Below are 21,364 nucleotides of genomic sequence, written 5' to 3'. Positions count from 1 at the left end.
CGACGCACCGTTGTCGCGTGCACAACATCCGCATGGCGGGTCGATGAGCACCGCGTGCCCCGTGCACCGATCCGTCCCGTACGCTGCCGGGCCATGAACACTGAGCAGACCGGCCGGAAAATCGCCGTCGTCACGGGCGCGGGATCAGGGATCGGGCGGGCCGTCGCGCTCGCCCTCGCGAGCGCGGGCTGGTCGCTCGCGCTCGCCGGCCGGCGGGCCGAGCCGCTGGCGGAGACGGCGGCCGCCGCCGGGGACACCGCGGCACTGTGCGTCACCACGGACGTGACCGACGCCGACGAGGTCGGCGCGCTCTTCACCGCCGTACGGGAGCGGTTCGGCCGGCTGGACCTCCTGTTCAACAACGCGGGCACGTTCGGCCCCGGCGGCGTACCGCTGGAGGAGCTGGCCGTCGAGGACTGGAGGGCGGTCGTCGAGGTGAACCTGACGGGCGCGTTCCTGTGCGCGCAGGCCGCGTACCGGCTGATGAAGGAGCAGGACCCGCAGGGCGGCCGGATCATCAACAACGGCTCCATCTCCGCCCACGCGCCGCGCCCGCACTCGATCGCGTACACCGCGACCAAGCACGCGATGACCGGGCTGACGAAGTCGCTGTCGCTGGACGGCCGGGCCTACCGGATCGCCTGCGGGCAGATCGACATCGGCAACGCGGCGACGGAGATGACCGAGCGGATGTCGACCGGGATCCTCCAGGCCAACGGGGCGCTGGCGGCGGAGCCGGTGATGGCGGCGTCCGACGTGGCGCGGACGGTGGCGCACATGGCGGAGCTGCCGCTGGAGGCGAACGTCCAGTTCGCCACGGTCCTGGCGACGAACATGCCGTACATCGGACGCGGTTGATCCCGTAGGTGATCAGGTTCGCCCGAACTAGCCATTAAGTGGCCGAATTTGCGGACTTCTCCGCCCTGGACCGGGCAAGCGCGTGCTGTCCGTATGATCGCATCTCGTTACGCCTTCACCAGAACAACACAGAAGGAACACCGCATGCGCATACGTACCACCGCGCCGATCGCCCTGGCCGCCGCCACCGCACTGGCCGGCTCGCTCCTCGCCACGGCGGCCCCGGCCTCGGCCGCCGCCCACCAGGGCGGGCTGCACTTCGGGACCGTGCAGTACGACGGTCCCGGCAAGGACAACCGGACCACGAAGTCGCTGAACGCCGAGTGGGTGAACATCCACAACAACGGCAAGAAGAAGGTCCAGCTCAAGGGCTTCAAGGTGAAGGACAACACCGGCTACACCTACACCTTCGGCAGCTACACGATCGGCGCGGGCAAGACGGTCAAGCTCCGCACCGGCAAGGGCAAGAACGTCTCGGGCACCGTGCACTGGAACCGGGGCTCGTACGTCTGGAACAACACCGGTGACAAGGCGCGGCTGATCAAGCCGAACGGGAAACTCCAGGACTCCTGCTCCTGGAAGAAGTCCACCACGGCGAACAAGGGCGTCAAGAACTGCCACTGACCCGCCCCGGGAGGGCCGGTCGCGGAACGGGGGCCGCCGACCGGACCTCCCGAACGCCGACCGCCGCGCCGCCGCGCCGCCTTGCCGCCTTGCCGCCGTGCCGGGCGGGGGATGCCGGGGGCGGTGGCTCGGTTGGAGCCCTGCATGACACCTGATCCCGCGCCCGAGGTCCTGCGCTACACCGCTTTCTCCGCCGACCCCGCGGGCGGGAATCCCGCCGGCGTCGTCCTGGACGCCTCCGGGATGGGCGAGGGGGCGATGCTCGCCGTCGCGGCGGAGCTGGGCTACAGCGAGTCGGCGTTCCTGACGGAGCGGACCGGCGAAGGCGCGTACACGATCCGCTACTTCAGCCCGAAGGCCGAGGTGCCCTTCTGCGGTCACGCCACGGTCGCCACGGCGCTCGCCCTGGCCGAACGGGACGGGCCGGGCGAGCTGGAGTTCGCCACGGCCGCGGGTCCGGTGCCGGTGACCGTCGTACGGGAGGGGGGCGAACTCCGCGCCACCCTCACCAGCGTGGCCCCACGCGTCGAGGAGACCGCGCCGGCCGACCTGGCGGAGGCGCTGGCGGCCCTGGACTGGTCGGCCGCCGACCTCGACCCGGCCCTGCCGCCCCGGATCGCCTACGCGGGGGCCCGGCACCTGGTGCTGGCCGCAGCCACCCGGGAGCGGCTGGCGGACCTGGAGTACGACTTCGCGCGCCTCGAAGCGCTGATGCACCGGCTCGATCTGACCACGCTGCAACTGGTGTGGCGCGAGGGGCCCGGGGTCTTCCACGTCCGGGACCCGTTCCCGGTGGGCGGGGTCGTCGAGGATCCGGCGACGGGCGCGGCGGCGGCGGCCTTCGGCGCGTACGCACGGGAGCTGGGGCTCGTACCGGACGCGGCCGTGCTCACGCTGCACCAGGGGGCCGACATGGGCCGGCCCGGCACACTCACCGTCGAACTGCGCGCGGGGGACGCCAGGGTCCGGGTCAGCGGAACGGGCACCCGGATCGGCTGACCCGCCCTTCCGGGGACGGCGAACCGGCGGCTCCCGGGTCGGCCGACCCGCCTTCCGGGACACGGCGAACAGGCGGCGGCTCGGCCGGTGCTCGCCTCCTCCGGGCGGCGGCTCGGCCGGTGGCCTCCTTCGGCGGCGGTTCGGCTGAGGGCCTCCTTCAGGCGGCGACCCAGCCGGTGCTTGCCTCCTCCGGTGCTTGCCCCCTCCGGGCGGCGGTTCAGCCGGTGGCCTCCTTGGCCGGGGAGACGTGGGCGTACCAGCGCTCCGTCTCCTCCGGGTCCAGCGCGCGTTCCAGCAGGGCGTCGCCGCGCATGCCGGGGAAGAAGCGGCCCGCGGGCCAGGTCCGCCGGTAGGACGGCTCGTCCAGGACCAGCAGCCGGACGCCGTCGACGACGGGGACGTCGGCGGGGCGCCCTCGTTCCAGATGAGTTCACCGTCCGGGGCCACCAGGTCGAAGGAGCCCACGGTGTCCACCTGGCCGGGGGTCTCCCGGCAGACGGCCGCCTCCTGCGCCGACGGCGCGTGGCCCTCCACATGGCCGCCGCCTATGAGCGCGTCGGCGAGCAGGGTGTGCAGCTGGAAGTTGTCCCCGATGCCGGAGAGCCGCAGGAGGTAGCCGGTGCCGCTCGACCGGTGGAGGGCGACGAGCGGTTCGTCGTCCAGCACGAGGAGCGCGTAGGCGAGGGACTTCAACTCCGTGCCGGAGGCCCGCTCCACCGCACCGAGCAGCCGCAGCGCCTCGTCCCGGAAGCCGGCCGCCCGCCGCACACCGGGGTGGTTCAGCAGCGCGACGGCGGCCATCTCCCACTGGGGAAGGGTCCACCAGCCTGCGGCCGCGTCGGCGCCGGCCCGCTCCACCGCGGCCGGGCCCGGCTCGCCTCCGTCCGGGACGGGGAACGCACCGCCCCCGGTCCCGGTCCACGCCTCGCAGAACACCAGAGCCTGCTCCAGCGCCCATCGCAGCCCGGCCAGGACTCCCGGCGCGCAGCGCTCGGCGTCCGCGCCGCGCTCGACACAGGCCCCGACGAGCACGGCGACCACGGCACGGGGGCCGGGCGGCACCTGCTCCAGCACGGCGGCGAGCCGCGGCCCGCCGTCCAGCAGTTCCGCCTCCCGGGCCTGCCCGAAGGTCTCCTGCAACCGGACGAACGCCTTACCGGAACGCTTGGCGTCCTGGGCGGTCACCGCCGCCTCGAAGTCGGCGACGGCTCCCCCGAACCCGGCTTTACCGAATATCATTCCAGCACTTTATCGACGTGCCGCCGGGCACCACGAAGCCGGTCGCCGCCCGGGCCCTGTCGCCGAACTCCCCCACGCCCCTCACCGCACGTAGACCCCTTCCCGCGCGGCGGCGACCGCGGCGGCGGCGGCCCGGTCGGCGGCCGCCTCGTCCAGCGGGGCGCCGCTGGCCAGCAGCCGGTAGTACAGGGGCGCCGACACCGCGGCGATCACCTCGCCCGGGTCCGTACCGACGGGCAGTTCGCCGCGATCGACCGCCGCCTCGACACAGCCGGACCACTCCCCGATCCGCACCGCGTAGAAGCGGTGCAGGGCCTCGGCGGTCCGCGGATCGCAGGTGGCGGCGGCGATGACGGCCACGAAGAGAGCGCCCTGCCGGGAATCGGTCAGCGCCCGGACCACGAGCCGGGCGTTGGCCCGGAGGTCCTCGGCCAGTGACCCGGTGTCGGCGCGCGGCAGCGACTGCTCCGCCATGTCCGAGAGCAGATCGGCCACCAGCCCGGCGGGCGCGGACCAGCGCCGGTAGACGGTCGTCTTGCCGACCCCGGCCCGCCGGGCGACGTCGGCCAGGTCGAGCCCGTCGAAGCCGTGCTCGACCAGCGCGTCCCCGGCGGCACGCAGCACCGCGTCCCGCACCCGGGCGGTGCGACCGCCGGGACGCACGGTGCCCGGCTCTCCCCCGTCGACGTCAACACCTCCGGAGCCTCCGGGACTCCGGGAGCTTCCGGGGCTTCCGGAGCTGCCGGAGCCGCCGGTGTCTTCAGCACTTTCAGACTTCATAACGGGTCTCCAGTTCCATTAACAACGCCTCTCCTGCTACGGTGACACCACCTTAACGGAACCACAGAACCGTTAAGTGTTTCGCCGCCCAGGAAGGTGCCCTGCCATGTCCCGTACCGCACCCGCACCCACCGGACCCACGACCGCCCCCCGCGCCGCCGGCCCGCGCATGACGAGACGCCAGAAGCTCGTGCTGGCTCTGCTGCTCGGCTCCCAGTTCATGATCGCGGTGGACTTCTCGATCCTGAACGTGGCGCTGCCCGTCGTCGGGGAGGGGCTCGGCTTCTCCCTCGCCCACCTCCAGTGGATCGCCACGTCGTTCGCGCTCGCCGCCGCCGGATTCACCCTGCTCTTCGGACGCGTCGCCGACCTCGTCGGCCGCAAGAACCTGTTCATCGGCGGCATGGTCGTCCTCGGGCTCTCCTCCGCGCTCGGCGGCCTCGCCACCTCGCCCGAGGTCCTCCTCGCCGCCCGCGTGCTCCAGGGCCTGGCCACCGCGGCCGTCACCCCCGCCGGACTCGCGCTGCTGACCACCGCGTTCAAGGAGGGGCCGCTGCGCGAGCGGGCACTGGGGCTCAACGGCGCCCTGATGTCTGCCGGGTTCACCGCCGGAGCGATCCTCGGCGGCCTCCTGACCGATCTGCTCTCCTGGCGCTGGGCCTTCTTCATCAACGTACCGGCCGCGGCCCTGGTCGTGATCCTGGCGCCCTCCGTGATCACCGACTCCCGGCCGGAGCGGCGTCCCCGGCTGGACGTGCCCGGCGCGGTCACCGTCACCGGCGGGCTGCTGCTGCTCGTCCTCGGGCTCACCCAGGCCGGCGAGACCGGCTGGACCACCCCCACCACGCTGGCCTCCCTGACCGCCGGCGTCGCCCTCCTGATCGCGTTCGTCCGCATCGAGCGGCGGGCCGCCGCACCGCTCGTCCCGATGCACATCCTGAAGCGGCGGAGCGTCGTCTGGGGCAACGCCGCCGGGCTGATCGCCTTCGTCACCGAGACCTCACTCGTGTTCCTGCTCACCCTCTACCTCCAGGAGGTCCTCGGTTACTCCGCGCTGGCCACCGGCCTCGCGTTCGGCGTGCTGGGCGTCGGCACGGTCGTCGGCGGGATGCTCGGGGGACGGGCGGTGGGCCGGTTCGGCAACCGGCGCGCCATCGTGCTGGGCGGGACCGTCCAGGCCGTCGCCACGCTCTCGCTCGTCGCGCTCGGCACGTCCGGCTCCTGGATCTGGCTCCTGCTGGCGGCCACCTTCGTCGGCGGTGTGGGCAACATGCTGATGATCGTCGGGTTCATGGTCACGGCCACCTCCGGTCTGCCCGACGAGGAGCAGGGGCGGGCCACCGGACTGGCGACGATGACCCAGCAGGTGGGCATCACCCTCGGCATCCCGGTGATGAGCGCGATCGTCACCGCCCGGACGGGGGCCGCGACGGGGCCGGAGGCCGTACTGTCCGGCGTCTCCATCGCCATCCTCGTCAACTCCGCCCTGGTCCTGGCCGGCGCCCTGCTCGCCGGGCACTTCCTGACCGAAAGGAACCGGACGGCAGCGACGGAGGGTGAGCGGAGCGGGACGGCAGCGACGGAGGGGTGAGCGGAGCGGGACCGCGCCCGGGGACCGCACCGGCCCGCCCCCGGAAGCCGACACCGGCTCCCGGGGGCGGAACAGCATCGACAGCGGGGAAGATCGACAGCGGAAAATACGACATGCCCGAGCCCGAGCCGCTGACCGTGTCCGCCCTGCTGAACACCGACGGGCCCATGGATGGCCGGGCGGTAACCGCACACTGAACACCGAGGCGTTACGATCGCGGGCACCGCAGCCGACCAGCAGCCGCACGGCAGCCGAGCCCAGGAGTACCGAACTTGTCCGCACCACGCATCGGCGTATCCATCGTGACCATGGGGGACCGCCCGCAGGCGGTCGAGGCGCTGCTGGCGTCGGTCGCCATGCAGGACGTCCGGCCCACCCGGCTCGTGATCATCGGCAACGGGACGGCGCTCCCGGACTTCACCGCGTTCCCCGGCCTGGAGGACCTCGACGGCGGGGTGACCACGATCGAGCTGCCGGAGAACCTCGGCTGCCCGGGCGGCCGGAACGCCGGTCTGCGCAGGCTCGCCGAGATCGGCGACGTGGACGTGGTGATCGAGCTGGACGACGACGGGCTGCTGGTCGAGAAGGACGTCTTCCGCCGGGTGCGGGACCTCTTCGCGGCCGACGACCGGCTCGGCATCGTCGGCTTCCGGATCGCCGACGAGCACGGCGAGACCCAGCGGCGCCACGTGCCCCGGCTCCGGGCGGGCGACCCGATGCGCGGCGGCCCGGTCACGGCCTTCCTCGGCGGCGGCCACGCGTTCTCCATGAAGATGCTGGCCGGGACCGGCCTGTGGCCGGCGGAGTTCTTCTTCACCCACGAGGAGACCGACCTCGCCTGGCGCGCGCTCGACGCGGGCTGGAAGGTGCTGTACGAGCCCGAACTGCTGCTCCAGCACCCCAAGACGTCCCCGGCCCGGCACGCCGTCTACTACCGGATGACGGCCCGCAACCGCGTCTGGCTGGCCCGCCGCAACCTGCCCCTCCCCCTGGTCCCCGCCTACCTCGGCACCTGGACCCTGCTCACCCTCGCCCGCACCCGCGACCCGAAGGGCCTGCGCGCCTGGGCGGGCGGCTTCGCCGAGGGCGTCCGCACCCCGTGCGGCGAGCGGCGCCCGATGCGCTGGTCCACGGTGTGGCAGATGACACGGCTGGGCCGGCCGCCGGTCATCTGACCCGCCGCCCGCGGGGTCAGCGGCCCCCGGGGGCCCAGCGGTAGAGCACGTCCGGCTCGTTCTCCTCGTTGCGGGCACCGTCGTCGAACGCGACGGCGGTGAACCCGTGCCGCTCGTAGAAGGCGCGGGCGGCGGCGTTGCGCTGGAACACGTACAGCTTCAGGGCCCCCTCCGCCGCGCCGCGCACCTCCGCCAGCAGCCGGCTCCCGATCCCCCGCCGCAGCGCGTCGGGCCGCAAATAGAGATGATCGAGCTCGTCGTCCCCGGCAAGCACGGCGAACCCGAGCAGCTCCCCGCTCTCCCCCGCCTCCTCGGCCACCCACACCGCGGAGCTGGTGGGCAGCACGACATGGGTGAACCACGCGAGGGTGTCCTCGTCGCTGTGGACCCGGGGCAGATACGGCATCGCGGCGGCCCGGGAGGCGAGGAAGACCCGGGTGACGGCCTCCGCGTCGTTCGGCGTGGCCTGGCGCAGCCGTACCGCGTCCGGCGCCGGACGCTCGCCTGCGTACATGTACTCCGTCACATGCATCCCTCCACTCAGGGCCTTGCGCCCCCTCCCGTGCGTGGGGGCGAACGGCCGTGGGCAGCGAACCACGCCAAGGGGGCGACACGCAGGTGAATATCGGTGAGCGAGAGCACCGGGGCGCACTTCGGGGAACGACGGGGAGGAGTAAGCGCGAGAAGTCGGTTCTGGAAGGCTCTCATCTTCTTCTGGATCGAGGGCTCGTGAATGCGCTCGTTCAGCCACTTCGCCGTCTCGGGTCGGTCAGGACCCTGTGCAGTTCCCCGCAGCGATCGGTGCCTGCGGAAGGGACAGGTGACTGGCGACCGTCTTCCCGCGATGTCCTGGTGCGACGGGAGGGGCACCGACTGTGGGTGCAGGCTCCTCCGCGCTTCTGTCACGCCGACCGCGGAGAGCGGCCCCCTCCGCCACTGGCCGGAACCTGTCGGGCCAGTCGAGCTCACGGTTGCTAACTGGAGTTAATAATGGGTCAATGCTGGTTCGGAGCCGAGACGGAGGCACACTCCGTCCGCTCACCCGCGGCCCCCAGCTGTAGGGTGCCGAGTGAAGGATTTACGCGTTACTAATCGTTTAGGGATACGGGGGCAGCTATGTCGGCGACGTCGCCAGGACGGGCCGCGGGTGGTGCGAGGTCGCGGCCCACGTCCGTTGATGTCGCCAAGGCGGCGGGGGTGTCGCGGTCGGCTGTCTCGTTCGCCTTCAACAGCCCTGAGAAGCTGTCCGCGGCGACGAGGGACCGCATTCTCGCAGCTGCTCAGGAGCTGAGCTACGTGCCCAACACCTTGGCGCGGATGCTGAAGGCCGGGCAGACGCAGTCGCTGGGGGTTCTGTTGCCGCAGAATCTGGCGCGGGTCATGGAGAACCCCTACTACGCCCGGTTCCTGACGGGTGTGGGCCAGGTCTGCGACGAGCAGGGCTACACCATGCTGCTCACCCCGCCGCTGAGGGACTCGATGCTGAAGGCCATCCCGTACGCCGCGGTGGACGGGTTCATCGTGTGCGGTTTGGAGCACGACCGGGGCGAGGTCGCCGAGCTCAGGCGGCGGGGCATCCCCTTCGTGCTGGTGGACAGCAGCCCGCGCGAGGACGTCTCCAGTGTCGACGTCGATGACGAGGCCGGCGCTTTCGAGGTGATGCGGCACGTACTGGACCTCGGCCACCGGCGCATCGCCGTGCTGTCCCTCGATCCCGGCCCCGAGGTCGCCGAGCGCGGTTACCGAGGCCCCCTCGCGCGCAGGATGACGGGGATGGTCAACGCCCTGGACGCGGCCGGCCTGCGGATGGAGGACATCTCCCTGGTCGAGGTGGCCGTCACCCGCATGGACGGCTTCCGCGCCACCAAGCGGATCATGGCGCAGGATCCGCCGACCGCGATCGTGGCGATGTCGGACATCCTGGCCTTCGGCGCGCTGGACGCCCTGCACGATCTGGAGCTCTCGGTGCCGGGGGACGTGTCCGTCACCGGTTACGACGACCTGCCGGAATCGTCCTGGATGCGTCCCCGTCTGACCACGGTGCGCCAGGCCATCACCACGAAGGGGCGGACGGCGGCCGACCTGCTGTTCTCCGCGATCCGGGACGAGGACCAGCACCCTCATCAGCTCCTGGGTACGCATCTGATCGTCCGGGACTCCACCGCGCGCATCGAGATCCCGCCGCGCTGACGGACGCGACGCCCCGTATCGCCGATCATCCGCAGCCCTCTGTCGCCGGCCCCCCGGCGGCGGGGGGCTGTCGCCGTGTTCAGTTCAGCGCATAGCCGCAGGTCACACACCCCCCGGACCCCTCACCACTCATGAGAAGCGCACGTTACGGAACCGTTAACTAACTGCTGTTAATAACCTGCTAACGTCTGCGACATCACAGAGCTCGCGAGGCTCGATCCGGACGGCGCGGCGCATCTGCCGCCGATCCGGGGAGCTGCCCGCGACCCGGCCGCTCGGCATACCGCTTGCCGGAGAGGTGCATGTCTGCTTGCTTTCGCCGGTTCCGTCCCGCTGCCGGCGAAAGCACCGGGCTCGCTGTTTCGGATCAGTTCTTCCACCGAGGAGTTCCTATGCGCCGTGGTTTTGCGGCAGCCGTCGTCGTAGCGGCTTTGACCATCTCAGCGAGCGCCTGCTCCAGCGGCAGCTCCGGCTCCGACAGCTCCGGCCCTGTGACCATCACCTGGTGGGACACCTCGGACGCCACCAACGAGGCGGGCACCTTCAAGGCCCTGGTCAAGGACTTCGAGAAGGCCAACCCCGACATCAAGGTCAACCACGTCAGCGTCCCCTTCGGCGACGCCCAGACCAAGTTCCAGACCGCCGCCGGCAGCAAGGGCGCGCCCGACGTGCTGCGGGCCGACGTGGGCTGGACCCCCGGCTTCGCCAAGGCCGGGTACCTGGCACCGCTGGATGGCACCCCGGCGGCCGCCCAGTCGAAGATGTTCGCGCAGAACCTCATCGAGCAGGCCTCGTACGAGGACAAGCTCTACGGCATCCCCCAGGTCACCGACACCCTCGGCCTGATGTACAACAAGGAGCTCTTCGCCGAGGCGGGCATCAAGAAGGCCCCCGCCACCTGGGACGAGCTGAAGGAGAACATCGCCGAGGTGAAGGAGAAGACCGGCGTCGACGGCTTCGCCTTCAACCCTCAGGCGTACTACGCCATGCCGTTCCTCTTCGGCGAACAGACCGACATGGTCGACGCCGAGGCCAAAGAGATCACTCTGAACTCCCCGGCCGCGGTCAAGGGCATCGACGCCCTGAAGGGTCTCCTCAAGGCCCCGGGAGCGCGGAAGCTCGACACCACCAGCAACGCGTACGCCAACATCATGGATGCTTTCAGCAGCGGGAAGGTCGCCGCGATCATCCAGGGCCCGTGGGAGAACGCGAACGTCTTCAAGGGCGCGGCGTTCCAGGACAAGGCGAACCTCGGGATCGCTCCCGTGCCCGGCAGCGGATCGGCTCAGGGAACTCCGCTGGGCGGGCACAACCTGGTCGCCTACGCCGGTTCCGACGCGGCCCACCAGAAGGCGTCGCAGAAGTTCATCGCCTTCATGACCTCCAAGGACTCGCAGGTCAAGGTCGCCACCGCCAACGGCACCCTCCCGACCAGGGAGGACGCCTACACCAGCGAGGTGACCTCCAACCCGGGCATCGCCGGCTACGAGAATCTCCTGGCCGCGGGGATTCCGCGCCCGCCGCTGGCGCAGTACTCCTCGCTCTACGTCCCGCTGGAGACCCAGCTCATCAAGATCATCTCGGGTCAGGAGGGCACGAAGGCGGGCCTGGACAAGGCCGCCGCCGAGGCCAAGAGGCTCCTGCCGGACTACTCCACCTCATGACGGCGCCGGCCGGCCGCCCCGCCGCGCCGGAGCGGCCGGCCGGGTAGTACCTGTCGATCCCTCCTGCCACACCGAGGTACACCATGACCATCGCCGTCGGGGACAAGCCGGCCCGCGCACACCGGCGGGGCCGAGGCCCGGGCCCACTGAAACGCCTGACGAACTCCTACGACCAGTATTGGTACGCGTGGGCCATGTGCCTGCCCGTGGTCCTGGTCCTGGGAGCCGTTGTCGCCTACCCCCTGCTCCAGGGCATCTACCTGACGTTCACCGACGCCACCAGCGAGAACGTCGGACGCACGATCGGCGTCAACGAGATCCCCGATTCCTTCTCGTGGGTCGGGCTGAAGAACTACGCGGAGATCCTGACCGGGTCGAACAACCAGTTCTGGCCGCACTTCACGTGGACGGTGATCTGGACCGTCGCCTGCGTCGCGCTCACGTACTCGATCGGTCTCGCCCTGGCGATCGCCCTCAACCGACGGTTCCGGGGCCGAAGCCCGTACCGGATGCTGCTGATCCTGCCGTGGGCGGTGCCGTCGTTCGTCACGGTCTTCGCGTGGCGGCTGATCCTCGCCGACGACGGGGTGGTCAACCAGGTCCTGGGCGCGATCGGGGTGGCCGGCCCGTCGTGGCTGAGCGATCCGATGGCGCAGAAGGTGGCCGCGATCGGCGTCAACATCTGGTGCGGTGTGCCGTTCATGATGGTCTCGATGCTCGGCGGTCTGCAGTCCATCCCCAAGGAGCACCACGAGGCCGCGTCGATGGACGGCGCGAACTCCTGGCAGCGGTTCGTCCACGTCACCCTGCCCGGACTGCGCCCGGTGAGCAGCACCGTGATCCTGCTCGGCGTCATCTGGACGTTCAACCAGTTCAACGTGATCTTCCTGCTGTTCGGCGGGAACAGCGACAGCGTCCAGATCCTGGTCACCTACGCCTACCGCCTCTTCTTCGGCCAGCAGCCCCAGGACTACGCCCGCTCCGCGACGGTCGGCATCATCTGCCTGTCACTGCTCGTGGTCTTCACGAGCGTCTACCGGAGCTGGCTCAAGCGCAACGACCAGGGGGTTCTCGCATGACCACGATGAGCACCCCGCAGGTGCCGGGCGCACTGACCGACAAGGCCGCCCCACGCCCCGGCCGCCCCCCGGGCGAGCGACGCCGCTCGGCGTCGGTGGGACTGCACGCCGGCTTGAGCGCATGCGCGTTCATCGCGGTCTTCCCGATCCTGTGGATCTTCTACATCTCGCTCGGACCGGACAAGAACGACTACCAGCACCCCTCCCGCATCCTGAGCGACCCCACCCTCGACAACTACTCGCACGTGCTGCAGAACACCGGCTTCGGCACCTGGATGGTCAACTCGCTCATCGTCGCGTTCGGCACGATGCTCATCGGCGTCCTGATCGCCGCGAGCGCCGCCTACGCCGTCTCCCGGATGAGGTTCCTGGGCCGCGGCTCGCTGATGTACACCTTCCTGCTCACGCAGATGTTCCCGGTCGCCGTCCTCATGGTCCCGCTGTACAAGATCATGGCGAGCCTCGGGCTGTTGGACACCTACGGCGGCCTGGTGGTCATCTACTGCTCCACCGCGGTGCCGTACAGCGCCTGGCTGCTCAAGGGGTACTTCGACACCATCCCGGTCGACATCGACGAGGCCGGCCGGATCGACGGCCTGACGCCGTTCGGCACGTTCTGGCGGCTCATCCTCCCCCTGGCCCGCCCCGGGCTCGCGGTCGCCTCGTTCTACACCTTCATCACCGCCTGGGGCGAGGTCGCCTTCGCCTCGAAGTTCATGCTCACCGAGGAGAAGTACACCCTCGCCGTGGGCCTGCAGAGCTACATCAGCCAGTTCAACTCCCAGTGGAACTACCTGGCGGCCACCTCGGTCCTCATCGCGATCCCGGCCGGCGCCGTGTTCTACATCGCGCAGAAGCACCTGGTGGCCGGCCTCACCGCAGGCGGCACCAAGAGCTGACGGGCCCCTGGCCCCGGCCGTCCGACCGCTGCACCACCTCGCACCGATTCCCCACGTACCGCACACCCCACGTCGGCGCGTCATGCGCCGCTGCCCGGAGGACTGCCTTCATGACCGAGTCTGCCGACATCGCGACGACGCCCCCGCTCCCCGTCCGTACGGCGGACTGGTGGCGCGAAGCGGTCATCTACCAGGTCTACCCCCGCAGCTTCGCCGACGCCAACGGCGACGGCATGGGCGACCTGCCCGGCGTACGCAGCCGGCTGCCCTACCTGCGGGACCTGGGCGTGGACGCCGTATGGCTGTCCCCGTTCTACGCCTCACCCCAGGCCGACGCCGGATACGACGTCGCCGACTACCGCGTCGTGGACCCGATGTTCGGCGACCTGGACGACGCCGTCGCCGTCATAGGCGAGGCTCACCGGCACGGGCTGCGCATCATCGTCGACCTGGTCCCCAACCACTGCTCGGACCAGCACGAGTGGTTCCAGCGCGCGCTGCGCGAAGGCCCCGGGTCCCGGCTGCGCGAGCGTTTCCACTTCCGCGACGGCAAGGGCGAACAGGGCCAGGAGCCCCCCAACGACTGGGAGTCGATCTTCGGCGGGCCCGCCTGGACCCGTACGAAGAACCCCGACGGCACCCCCGGCCAGTGGTACCTGCACCTCTTCGCCGCCGAACAGCCGGACTTCAACTGGGACCACCCCGCCGTCCGGGACGAGTTCGCCTCCATCCTCAGGTTCTGGCTGGACTTCGGCGTCGACGGCTTCCGCATCGACGTCGCCCACGGCATGGTCAAGGCCGAGGGCCTGCCCGACCTCGGCAGCCTGGAGCAGACCAAGCTGCTCGGCACGAACGCCAGCCCGAGCTTCGACCAGGACGGCGTCCACGAGATCTACCGCGGCTGGCACACCATTCTCGAGGAGTACGACGGCGAGCGCATCGGCGTCGCCGAAGCCTGGGCGCCCACCCTCGCCCGCACCGCGAACTACGTACGGCCCGACGAGCTGCACCAGGCGTTCAACTTCCAGTACCTGGCCACCTCCTGGCAGGCCGGTGCCCTGCGCACGGTCATCGACGAGACCCTGGACGCCATGCGCGCCGTGGGGGCCCCCGCCACCTGGGTCCTGTCGAACCACGACGTCACCCGGCACACCACCCGCTTCGCCAATCCGCCGGGCCTGGGTACCCAGATCCGCACCCCCGGCGACGGCGAACTCGGCCTGCGCCGGGCCCGCGCCGCCAGCCTGCTGATGCTCGCCCTGCCCGGCTCCGCCTACGTCTACCAGGGCGAGGAGCTCGGCCTGCCCGACGTCACCGACCTGCCCGACGAGGCCCGCCAGGACCCGGCCTACTTCCGCGCCGCCGGCCAGGACGGCTTCCGCGACGGGTGCCGCGTCCCGATCCCCTGGACCGTCGAGGGCCCTTCGTACGGTTTCGGTTCGGGCGGGAGCTGGCTTCCCCAGCCCGCCACCTGGGCCGGACTCAGCGTCGAGGCCCAGAGCGGACAGGACGGCTCCACCCTGGAGATGTACCGCACCGCCCTGGCCGTCCGCCGAACCCACCCGGCCCTCGGCGCCGCCGACAACCTCCGCTGGCTCGACAGCCCCGCCGATGTCCTGCTCTTCGAACGCACCAGCGGCGGCACCACCTTCACCTGCACCGTCAACCTGACCGGTGCCGCCATCACCCTGCCCCCGCCCGGCCATCTGCTCCTGACCAGCGGCCCCGCACAAGTCACCGCCGACCAGGCGGTCCTGCCGCCGGACACCACCGCCTGGTGGACCACCGGCTGACGCCCCGAGCGAACCCCGATCACCGGCCGGCCCCCGCACATCTCAGCGGCGGGGCCCGGCCGGACCCATACCCACCCGCGCGACACAATGAGGTGCCCCATGCATCACGCCCTGTCCCGTCCCAGACGTAGACGGTCCGCCCACGCGGCGGGCCTGGCCCTGCTCCTCGCCGCGACCGCCGCCGTACCCGCCTCCGCCGCAGAGGAGGAGAACGCAGCGCCACCGCAGGCCGTTGCCATAGCCGCCGACTTCGACCAGCAGCTCGGCTGCGCCAGCGACTGGGCCCCCGACTGCGACCAGGCCCAGATGCGCCACCGCCCCGACGGCAAGTGGTCACTGACCGCCCGCCTCACCGCCGGGACTTACTCCTACAAGGCCGCCCTCGACAAGAGCTGGGCCGTCAACTACGGGCTCAACGCCACCCTCGGCGGCGCCAACATCCCGCTCACGGTTCCGGCCGGAGGAGCGGAGGTCACCTTCGTCTACGATCCGGTCACCCACTGGGTGACCGACACCCTCGGCACCACCCTGGCCACCGCGGTCGGCGACTTCCAGAGCGAACTCGGCTGCGACCGGGACGAGGCGACCGACTGCCTCGCCTCCTGGCTCACCGACCCCGACGGCGACGGCATCGCCACGTTCACCACCACGAACCTGCCCGTCGGCACCTACCGGGCACGCCCCGGCCTCGGCCTTCCGGCCACCGTCGACGGCTCCACCACCTCGTTCACCGTGGCCTCCGAAGGCGCCGCGACAACGTTCGGCTACAGCGTCTCGTCCAAGGTCCTGGACGTCTACCCGGGCCCGGCCAAGCCGAGCCTCGCGCCACGCTCCGCCTACTGGCTCGCCCCCGACCTCATCGCCTGGGACCTCGGCGCCCGCCCGCGGCAGAGCACCTACCAGCTGGCCGCGGCACCCGGCGGCGGCCTCGCGGCCGGCGGCACCGGCATCACCGGCGGCACCGTCATCACGCTGACCCGGGACCCGCAGGGCCTGCCCCGGAACATCAGGAAGCAGTACCCGCACCTCGCCGGGCTCGGCGCGCTGCGCGTACCGGCCAAGTGGGCCGGGAAGGCACGCGACCTCCTCAAGGGGCAGGTCGCCGTCGCCGCCCTCGACCCCGACGGCAACCTGACCACGGCCACCGGACTCCAGACGCAGGGCGTCCTGGACGCTCTCTACGCGAACCGGGCGACCAAGGCCGAACTCGGACCCGTCTTCCACGGCACCCGGCCCACCCTCTCCCTCTGGGCGCCCACCGCCACCGCCGTCAGCGTCGAGCTGTACGACTCCGCCACCTCCGCCGCCCACCGGACGGTGAAGCTGGCCCCCGACCCGCGATCGGGGGTGTGGAGCGTGCGCGGGGACCGGTCGTGGAAGGGCCTCTACTACCGCTACCAGGTGACCGTGTGGGCCCCGGCCGTGCACAAGGTGGTCACCAACCAGGTCACCGACCCCTACTCGCTGTCGCTCTCCGCCGACTCCCGGCGCAGCCAGATCGTGGACCTCACCGACCGCGCCACCGCCCCGCAGGGCTGGGAGAGCACCCGCTCACCCAAGGCGCCCGGCCCGGAACGCGAACAGATCCAGGAGATCCACGTCCGCGACTTCTCCGTCGCCGACGAGAACCTGCCCGCTGGCGAGCGGAGCACCTACCTGGCCTTCACGGACCCGAAGTCCGGTGGCATGAAGCACCTCAAGGACCTGGTCGCCTCCGGAGTGACCACCGTGCAGCTGCTGCCCGTCTTCGACTTCGCCGGCACCGCCGAAGTACGCGCCGACCAGGCCGTCCCCGACTGCGACCTGCCCTCCATGGCCCCCGACTCGCCGCAGCAGCAGGAGTGCGTCGCCTCCACCCAGGCCCGCGACGGCTACAACTGGGGCTACAACCCCTACCACTTCACCGTCCCCGAAGGGGCCTACGCCACCCGCCCCGACGGCAGCGACCGCCTCATCCAGTTCCGGCAGATGATCCAGGCCCTCCACCGCGCCGGCCTGCGCGTGGTCATGGACGTCGTCTACAACCACACCGCCGCCGCCGGACAGGCCCCCGGCTCCGTCCTCGACCAGGTCGTGCCCGGCTACTACCAGCGCCTGGACCCCCACGGCAACGTCACCCGCGACAGCTGCTGCGCCGACACCGCACCCGAGTACGCGATGATGAACAAGCTCGTCGTCGACTCCGTGACCACCTGGGCCGAGCACTACCGCATCGACGGCTTCCGCTTCGACCTCATGGGCCTGGACCCCAAGCAGACCATGCTCGACGTCCAGTCGTCCCTGGCCACGCTCACCCCCGCCCGCCACGGCATCGACGGCAAGAACTCCTACCTCTACGGCGAAGGCTGGAACTACGGCATCGTCGCCGATGACGCACGCTTCGAGCAGGCCACCCAGAAGAACATGGCCGGCACCGGCATCGGCACGTTCAACGACCGGCTGCGCGACGGCGTCCGCGGCGGTGGTATCTCCGACGCGGACCCCCGGCGGCAGGGTTTCGGCAGCGGCCTGTTCACCAACCCGAACGGTGCCGACGTCAACGGCACCCCCCAGCAGCAGAAGGCCCGGCTGCTGAAGGACATGGACCTTGTCAAGATCGGCCTCACCGGCAACCTCGCCGGCTACACCTTCACCACCAGCGACGGCAGCCGGCGCACCGGCGCCCAGATCGACTACAACGGCAACCCCGCCGGCTACACCGCCACCCCCGCCGAGGCGGTCAACTACGTCGAAGCCCACGACAACCACACCCTCTACGACGCCTACGCCCACAAGCTCCCCTCCGACACCACCCCGACCGAGCGAGCCCGCCTCCACTCCCTCGCCCTGGCCACCAGCACTCTCTCCCAGAGCCCGTCCATGGCCCAGGGCGGCACCGACCTGTTGCGCTCGAAGTCCCTGGACCACAATTCCTACGACAGCGGTGACTGGTTCAACGCCATCCAGTGGGACTGCCGGAAGGGAAACGGCTTCGGCCGCGGACTCCCCCTGGCCGAGTCCAACAGCGCCCAGTGGCCCTACGCCAAGTCGCTCCTCGCCGACCCCGCACTGACCCCCGGCTGCCCCACCATCGAGGCAGCCGCAGCCCAGTACCAGCAGTTCCTGAAGATCAAGAAGTCGACACCGCTGTTCGCTCTGAAGGACGCCCGGGACGTGCAGAAGCGGCTCTCCTTCCCGCTGTCCGGCACCGCCGGTGAGGTCCCCGGTGTCATCACCCAGCACCTCGACGGCAAGGGGCTGGGCACCTACCGATCCGTCACCGTCATCTACAACGCGACGGACACCGTCCAGCACCAGACACTGAAGTCCCTGGCAGGCACCGGACAAGCCCTCCACCTCGTTCAGCAGCAGGGCCAGGACAGCACGGTGAAGCGCTCGGCGTTCGCGCCCCGCAGCGGCACGTTCACCGTCCCGGCCCACTCGGTCGCCGTCTTCGTCCAGCGATAACGTCCGGCAGGAGCCCGGAACCTTGTGGGGCAGCGGCATGCCGCTGCCCCACCCGGGCATGCCCGCACCCAGGACCTACCAGCACCTGGCAAGAGGGGGGCGGGAGCCGTCACAGACCCTCTCGGGAGTCCCTGACACCGCCTGGCTCGCCGCACGCCCCAGCCGGGGGCACCGGCTGATCTCCCCGCCGGCCGGTGGATCCGGCATCCGGCGGACGCATCGTGCGCGATCTCTTGACGCCTCTTGACTAACCTATTATTAACTTGAGTTAGCAACGGGTTAACACGCGGCGATCCGCCCCGGTCCCTCCGCACCCCTCACTGCGAACTGGGCCCGAACCGCGGCCCAGCAGGGCGCTGGCAACCCCCAGCGTTTCACTCCTTCGCCCGCACACCGCACCCGCCCGGCGGGAACGGCTGCGTGCGAGCTCTCCCTCGGAGGCACTCCTTGCACGGCACCCGCAGACGCCCCCGGCGTCGTCCAGCAAGAACCTCAGCGGCTCTCCTGGCGGCCACCGCCCTCGGGTTCGGCCTCTCACCCGCCCTGGCGACCCCCGCCGCCGCGGCAGCTCCCACGGCCGTGTCCGTCCCCGGCACGTTCAACAGCGAGATCGGCTGCGGCGGGGACTGGTCCCCCGACTGCGGCCAGGCCCAGCTCACCGCGCGTACGGACGGCTCCGGGGCCTGGTCGAAGACGTTCACCCTCCCGGCGGGCGACTACGCCTACAAGGCGGCCATCAACAAGAGCTGGGCGGAGAACTACGGGGAGAAGGCCCAGCACTTCGGCGCCGACATCCCCCTGCGGATTCCGGCCGGAGGCCGCAACGTCACCTTCGTCTACGACCCCGTCACGCACTGGATCACCGACGACGTCAACAGCAAGATCGTCACCGCCGGCGGTTCCTTCCAGTCCGAGATCGGGTGCAGCGCCGACTGGGCCCCGAACTGCCTCAAGTCCTGGCTCCAGGACATCGACGGCGACGGCGTCTACACATGGTCCACCGACGCCATCCCAGCCGGTACGTACGCCACCAAGGCCGCCATCGGCCAGTCCTGGGACGAGAGCTACGGACAGGGCGGCAGCCCCACCGGCGCCGACATCCCCTTCACCGTCCCGGAGACCGGCTCCACCGTCGACTTCCGCTTCAACAGCACCACCAACGTCCTGAGCGTCCAGACCGAGGAGCCCCCCGCCCCGCCCCTGGACGGCACCCTCGGCGCCCTGTACACCCCGGACCAGACCATCTTTCGGATCTGGTCACCCGACAACTCCCAGGTCAGCGTCTCCATCGGCGGCCAGACCCACACCATGCGGCCCGCCGACGTACACGGATACACCGACGTCTACCAGGCCGTGGTGCCCGGAAATCTGAAGAACCAGCCTTACCAGTTCCGCGTCGGCGACAAATCCGTGCGCGACCCCTACGCCCGCATGGTCAAACCCGGCACCACCGAGGGCGTCGTCATGGACGCCCAGGCCGTCCAGCCCACCGGCGGCTGGGCCCCCAGGCCCGCCATCACCAAGCGCGAGGACGCCGTCATCTACGAGATGAGCGTCCGCAACTTCACCATCGACCCGAGCTCCGGCGTGGACAGCGCCAAGCGCGGCAAGTTCGCCGGACTGACCCAGACCGGCACCACGCACAACGGCGCCAAGACCGGCATCGACCACCTCAAGGAGCTCGGCGTCACCCACGTCCAGCTCATGCCGTCCTACGACTTCAACAGCACCGTGCCCAACTGGGGTTACGACCCGCTGAACTTCAACGTGCCCGAGGAGCAGTTCTCCCAGTTCACCTCACCCGAGGACCGGGTGCGCGAGTTCAAGAACATGGTGAACGAGTACCACAAGAACGGCATCCGGGTCCTCATGGACGTGGTCTACAACCACACCGCCGGCAAGGGCGTATTCCAGGACATCACCGGCACGTACTACCACGAGAGGGAGCTGTCCGGCACCGGCAACTCCATCGACGACTCCCACCCCATGGTCAGCCGCATGATCCGCGACTCCCTGGAGTACTGGGTCAGTAACTACAACATCGACGGCTTCCGCTTCGACCTCATCGGCGTCCACCAGTACAAGAACGTCGACCAGTGGGCCAAGCACCTCCAGACCACCTTCCCCGACCGCACCCTGCAGATCCACGGTGAGCCGTGGAGCGGCGGAGTCGACGACCCCCAACAAGCGCAGAAGGTCCGATACGGCACCACCCCCGCCCTCGCCGGCGGACACGTGGGCGTCTTCAACGGCACCTACCGCGACGCCATCAAGGGCGGCACCCGCGACCAGGCCCTCGGCTACATGGGCGGCTCCTCCTCCAACACCGCGGCCTCCGTCGCCCTCGGTACGCGTGGCTCCCCTCTCGCGGTCAAGAGCGCCAGCCCTCTGTCCGACCCCTGGGCCGCAGCCTTCGCCTACGACCCCGAGCAGAGCATCAACTACGTCTCCGCCCATGACGACCTCAATCTCTGGGACAAGATCACCTACTCCGGCGTCACCGGCAGCCGGGCCGCCCGGATGCACCGCCTGGGCACCGGCATCGTCCTGACCTCCCAGGGCATCCCCTTCTTCTACGAAGGCGATGAGTTCCAGCACTCCAAGGTCGTGAACGGCGATTACGAGGCGGCGAAGAACTCCTACGAGTCCGGCGACGACGTCAATGCCATCCAGTGGGGCGAGAAGACGGCCAACGCCGCCACCTTCCGCTACTACAAGGACGCCATCGCCCTTCGCAAGAGCACCCCGGCCCTGCGCCTCAGCTCCTGGGACGCCGTGAAGGCGCAGATGTCCACCACCGTCGACGGCTCGGTCATCGTCTCGGCGATCAGCTCCAACGCCGCCGCACCGACCAGCCACGACACCATCGTCGTCTACAACCCCACCAGCAGCACTTATGCCGTGGCCCTTCCCTCCGGCACCTGGAAGAAGGTCCTCGACACCAACGGCGCCGCGAACGCCACCGGCAACAGCGCCGACAGCCTCGCCGTCACCGTCTTCAAGAAGGGCTGACCGGCGCAGGCCCC

General features: G+C 70.5%; 14 protein-coding genes and 2 pseudogenes. 13 read left to right on the top strand and 3 right to left on the bottom strand.

What is annotated here, in order from left to right:
- Positions 1-93: 93 nt before the first annotated feature.
- The 3 genes from AC3CH1_RS27105 (at position 94) to AC3CH1_RS27095 (ending at position 2,481) form a co-directional block, all read left to right on the top strand.
- Positions 94-858: an SDR family oxidoreductase gene (locus AC3CH1_RS27105; protein ID WP_488465306.1), complete on the top strand. Its 765-nt coding sequence runs from the start codon at positions 94-96 to the stop codon at positions 856-858.
- A gap of 144 nt (positions 859-1,002) precedes the next feature.
- Positions 1,003-1,482, top strand: coding sequence for a lamin tail domain-containing protein (locus AC3CH1_RS27100; RefSeq protein WP_488465305.1), 480 nt, complete (start codon positions 1,003-1,005; stop codon positions 1,480-1,482).
- A gap of 144 nt (positions 1,483-1,626) precedes the next feature.
- A complete protein-coding gene (locus tag AC3CH1_RS27095) occupies positions 1,627-2,481 on the top strand; it encodes a PhzF family phenazine biosynthesis protein (protein WP_488465304.1) in 855 nt (284 codons plus the stop codon).
- A 217-nt stretch (positions 2,482-2,698) separates the two neighbouring features.
- On the opposite strand, the pseudogene AC3CH1_RS27090 reads toward AC3CH1_RS27095, so the two are convergent.
- A pseudogene (locus AC3CH1_RS27090) lies at positions 2,699-3,720 on the bottom strand (hypothetical protein).
- Positions 3,721-3,801: 81 nt separating this feature from the next.
- A complete protein-coding gene (locus tag AC3CH1_RS27085) occupies positions 3,802-4,383 on the bottom strand; it encodes a TetR/AcrR family transcriptional regulator (protein WP_488465303.1) in 582 nt (193 codons plus the stop codon).
- Positions 4,384-4,669: 286 nt separating this feature from the next.
- Between AC3CH1_RS27085 and AC3CH1_RS27080 the strand changes: the two genes are divergently transcribed.
- Positions 4,670-6,091, top strand: a complete 1,422-nt coding sequence (locus AC3CH1_RS27080; RefSeq protein ID WP_488466749.1) for an MFS transporter — start codon at positions 4,670-4,672, stop codon at positions 6,089-6,091.
- A 272-nt stretch (positions 6,092-6,363) separates the two neighbouring features.
- Positions 6,364-7,266: a glycosyltransferase family 2 protein gene (locus tag AC3CH1_RS27075; protein ID WP_488465302.1), complete on the top strand. Its 903-nt coding sequence runs from the start codon at positions 6,364-6,366 to the stop codon at positions 7,264-7,266.
- Between the two features lie 16 nt (positions 7,267-7,282).
- Here AC3CH1_RS27075 and AC3CH1_RS27070 read toward each other — a convergent pair whose 3' ends face one another.
- Positions 7,283-7,798 carry a GNAT family N-acetyltransferase gene (locus tag AC3CH1_RS27070; RefSeq protein ID WP_488465301.1) on the bottom strand — a complete coding sequence of 172 codons (516 nt, stop codon included), beginning with the start codon at positions 7,796-7,798 and terminating at the stop codon, positions 7,283-7,285.
- Positions 7,799-8,382: 584 nt separating this feature from the next.
- Here AC3CH1_RS27070 and AC3CH1_RS27065 point away from each other — a divergent pair.
- The 8 genes and pseudogenes from AC3CH1_RS27065 to AC3CH1_RS27030 all read left to right on the top strand — a co-directional run.
- Positions 8,383-8,559: pseudogene (locus tag AC3CH1_RS27065) on the top strand (LacI family DNA-binding transcriptional regulator); the annotation flags it as partial.
- Between the two features lie 3 nt (positions 8,560-8,562).
- Positions 8,563-9,456 carry a substrate-binding domain-containing protein gene (locus AC3CH1_RS27060; RefSeq protein WP_488466748.1) on the top strand — a complete coding sequence of 298 codons (894 nt, stop codon included), beginning with the start codon at positions 8,563-8,565 and terminating at the stop codon, positions 9,454-9,456.
- A 392-nt stretch (positions 9,457-9,848) separates the two neighbouring features.
- On the top strand, positions 9,849-11,120 hold the full coding sequence (locus tag AC3CH1_RS27055; RefSeq protein ID WP_488465300.1) for an extracellular solute-binding protein: 1,272 nt from the start codon (positions 9,849-9,851) through the stop codon (positions 11,118-11,120).
- Between the two features lie 83 nt (positions 11,121-11,203).
- Positions 11,204-12,199 (top strand): carbohydrate ABC transporter permease, encoded by a 996-nt coding sequence (locus AC3CH1_RS27050; RefSeq protein ID WP_488465299.1) that lies wholly within the window; start codon positions 11,204-11,206, stop codon positions 12,197-12,199.
- Positions 12,196-13,098: a sugar ABC transporter permease gene (locus AC3CH1_RS27045; RefSeq protein ID WP_488465298.1), complete on the top strand. Its 903-nt coding sequence runs from the start codon at positions 12,196-12,198 to the stop codon at positions 13,096-13,098. Before AC3CH1_RS27050 ends, AC3CH1_RS27045 begins: the two co-directional genes overlap by 4 nt.
- 110 nt (positions 13,099-13,208) lie before the next feature.
- On the top strand, positions 13,209-14,891 hold the full coding sequence (locus AC3CH1_RS27040; RefSeq protein WP_488465297.1) for a glycoside hydrolase family 13 protein: 1,683 nt from the start codon (positions 13,209-13,211) through the stop codon (positions 14,889-14,891).
- A gap of 99 nt (positions 14,892-14,990) precedes the next feature.
- Complete coding sequence (gene pulA / locus AC3CH1_RS27035) at positions 14,991-18,338, top strand: pullulanase-type alpha-1,6-glucosidase (protein ID WP_488465296.1); 3,348 nt, start codon at positions 14,991-14,993, stop codon at positions 18,336-18,338.
- Positions 18,339-18,917: 579 nt separating this feature from the next.
- Positions 18,918-21,350 (top strand): pullulanase X25 domain-containing protein, encoded by a 2,433-nt coding sequence (locus AC3CH1_RS27030; protein ID WP_488465295.1) that lies wholly within the window; start codon positions 18,918-18,920, stop codon positions 21,348-21,350.
- Positions 21,351-21,364: the final 14 nt, after the last annotated feature.

Source organism: Streptomyces sp. MGP-P1 (genome assembly GCF_057766565.1).
This window is presented reverse-complemented; position numbering and strand designations above follow the sequence as displayed.

Bases quoted from the DNA above. Each gene is read 5' to 3' on its own strand.
- AC3CH1_RS27045 (WP_488465298.1), top strand. From the start codon at position 12,196: ATGACCACGATGAGCACCCCGCAGGTGCCGGGCGCACTGACCGACAAG.
- AC3CH1_RS27055 (WP_488465300.1), top strand. From the start codon at position 9,849: ATGCGCCGTGGTTTTGCGGCAGCCGTCGTCGTAGCGGCTTTGACCATC.
- AC3CH1_RS27050 (WP_488465299.1), top strand. From the start codon at position 11,204: ATGACCATCGCCGTCGGGGACAAGCCGGCCCGCGCACACCGGCGGGGC.
- AC3CH1_RS27095 (WP_488465304.1), top strand. From the start codon at position 1,627: ATGACACCTGATCCCGCGCCCGAGGTCCTGCGCTACACCGCTTTCTCC.
- AC3CH1_RS27070 (WP_488465301.1), bottom strand. From the start codon at position 7,798: ATGCATGTGACGGAGTACATGTACGCAGGCGAGCGTCCGGCGCCGGAC.
- AC3CH1_RS27105 (WP_488465306.1), top strand. From the start codon at position 94: ATGAACACTGAGCAGACCGGCCGGAAAATCGCCGTCGTCACGGGCGCG.
- AC3CH1_RS27040 (WP_488465297.1), top strand. From the start codon at position 13,209: ATGACCGAGTCTGCCGACATCGCGACGACGCCCCCGCTCCCCGTCCGT.
- AC3CH1_RS27080 (WP_488466749.1), top strand. From the start codon at position 4,670: ATGACGAGACGCCAGAAGCTCGTGCTGGCTCTGCTGCTCGGCTCCCAG.
- AC3CH1_RS27100 (WP_488465305.1), top strand. From the start codon at position 1,003: ATGCGCATACGTACCACCGCGCCGATCGCCCTGGCCGCCGCCACCGCA.
- pulA (WP_488465296.1), top strand. From the start codon at position 14,991: ATGCATCACGCCCTGTCCCGTCCCAGACGTAGACGGTCCGCCCACGCG.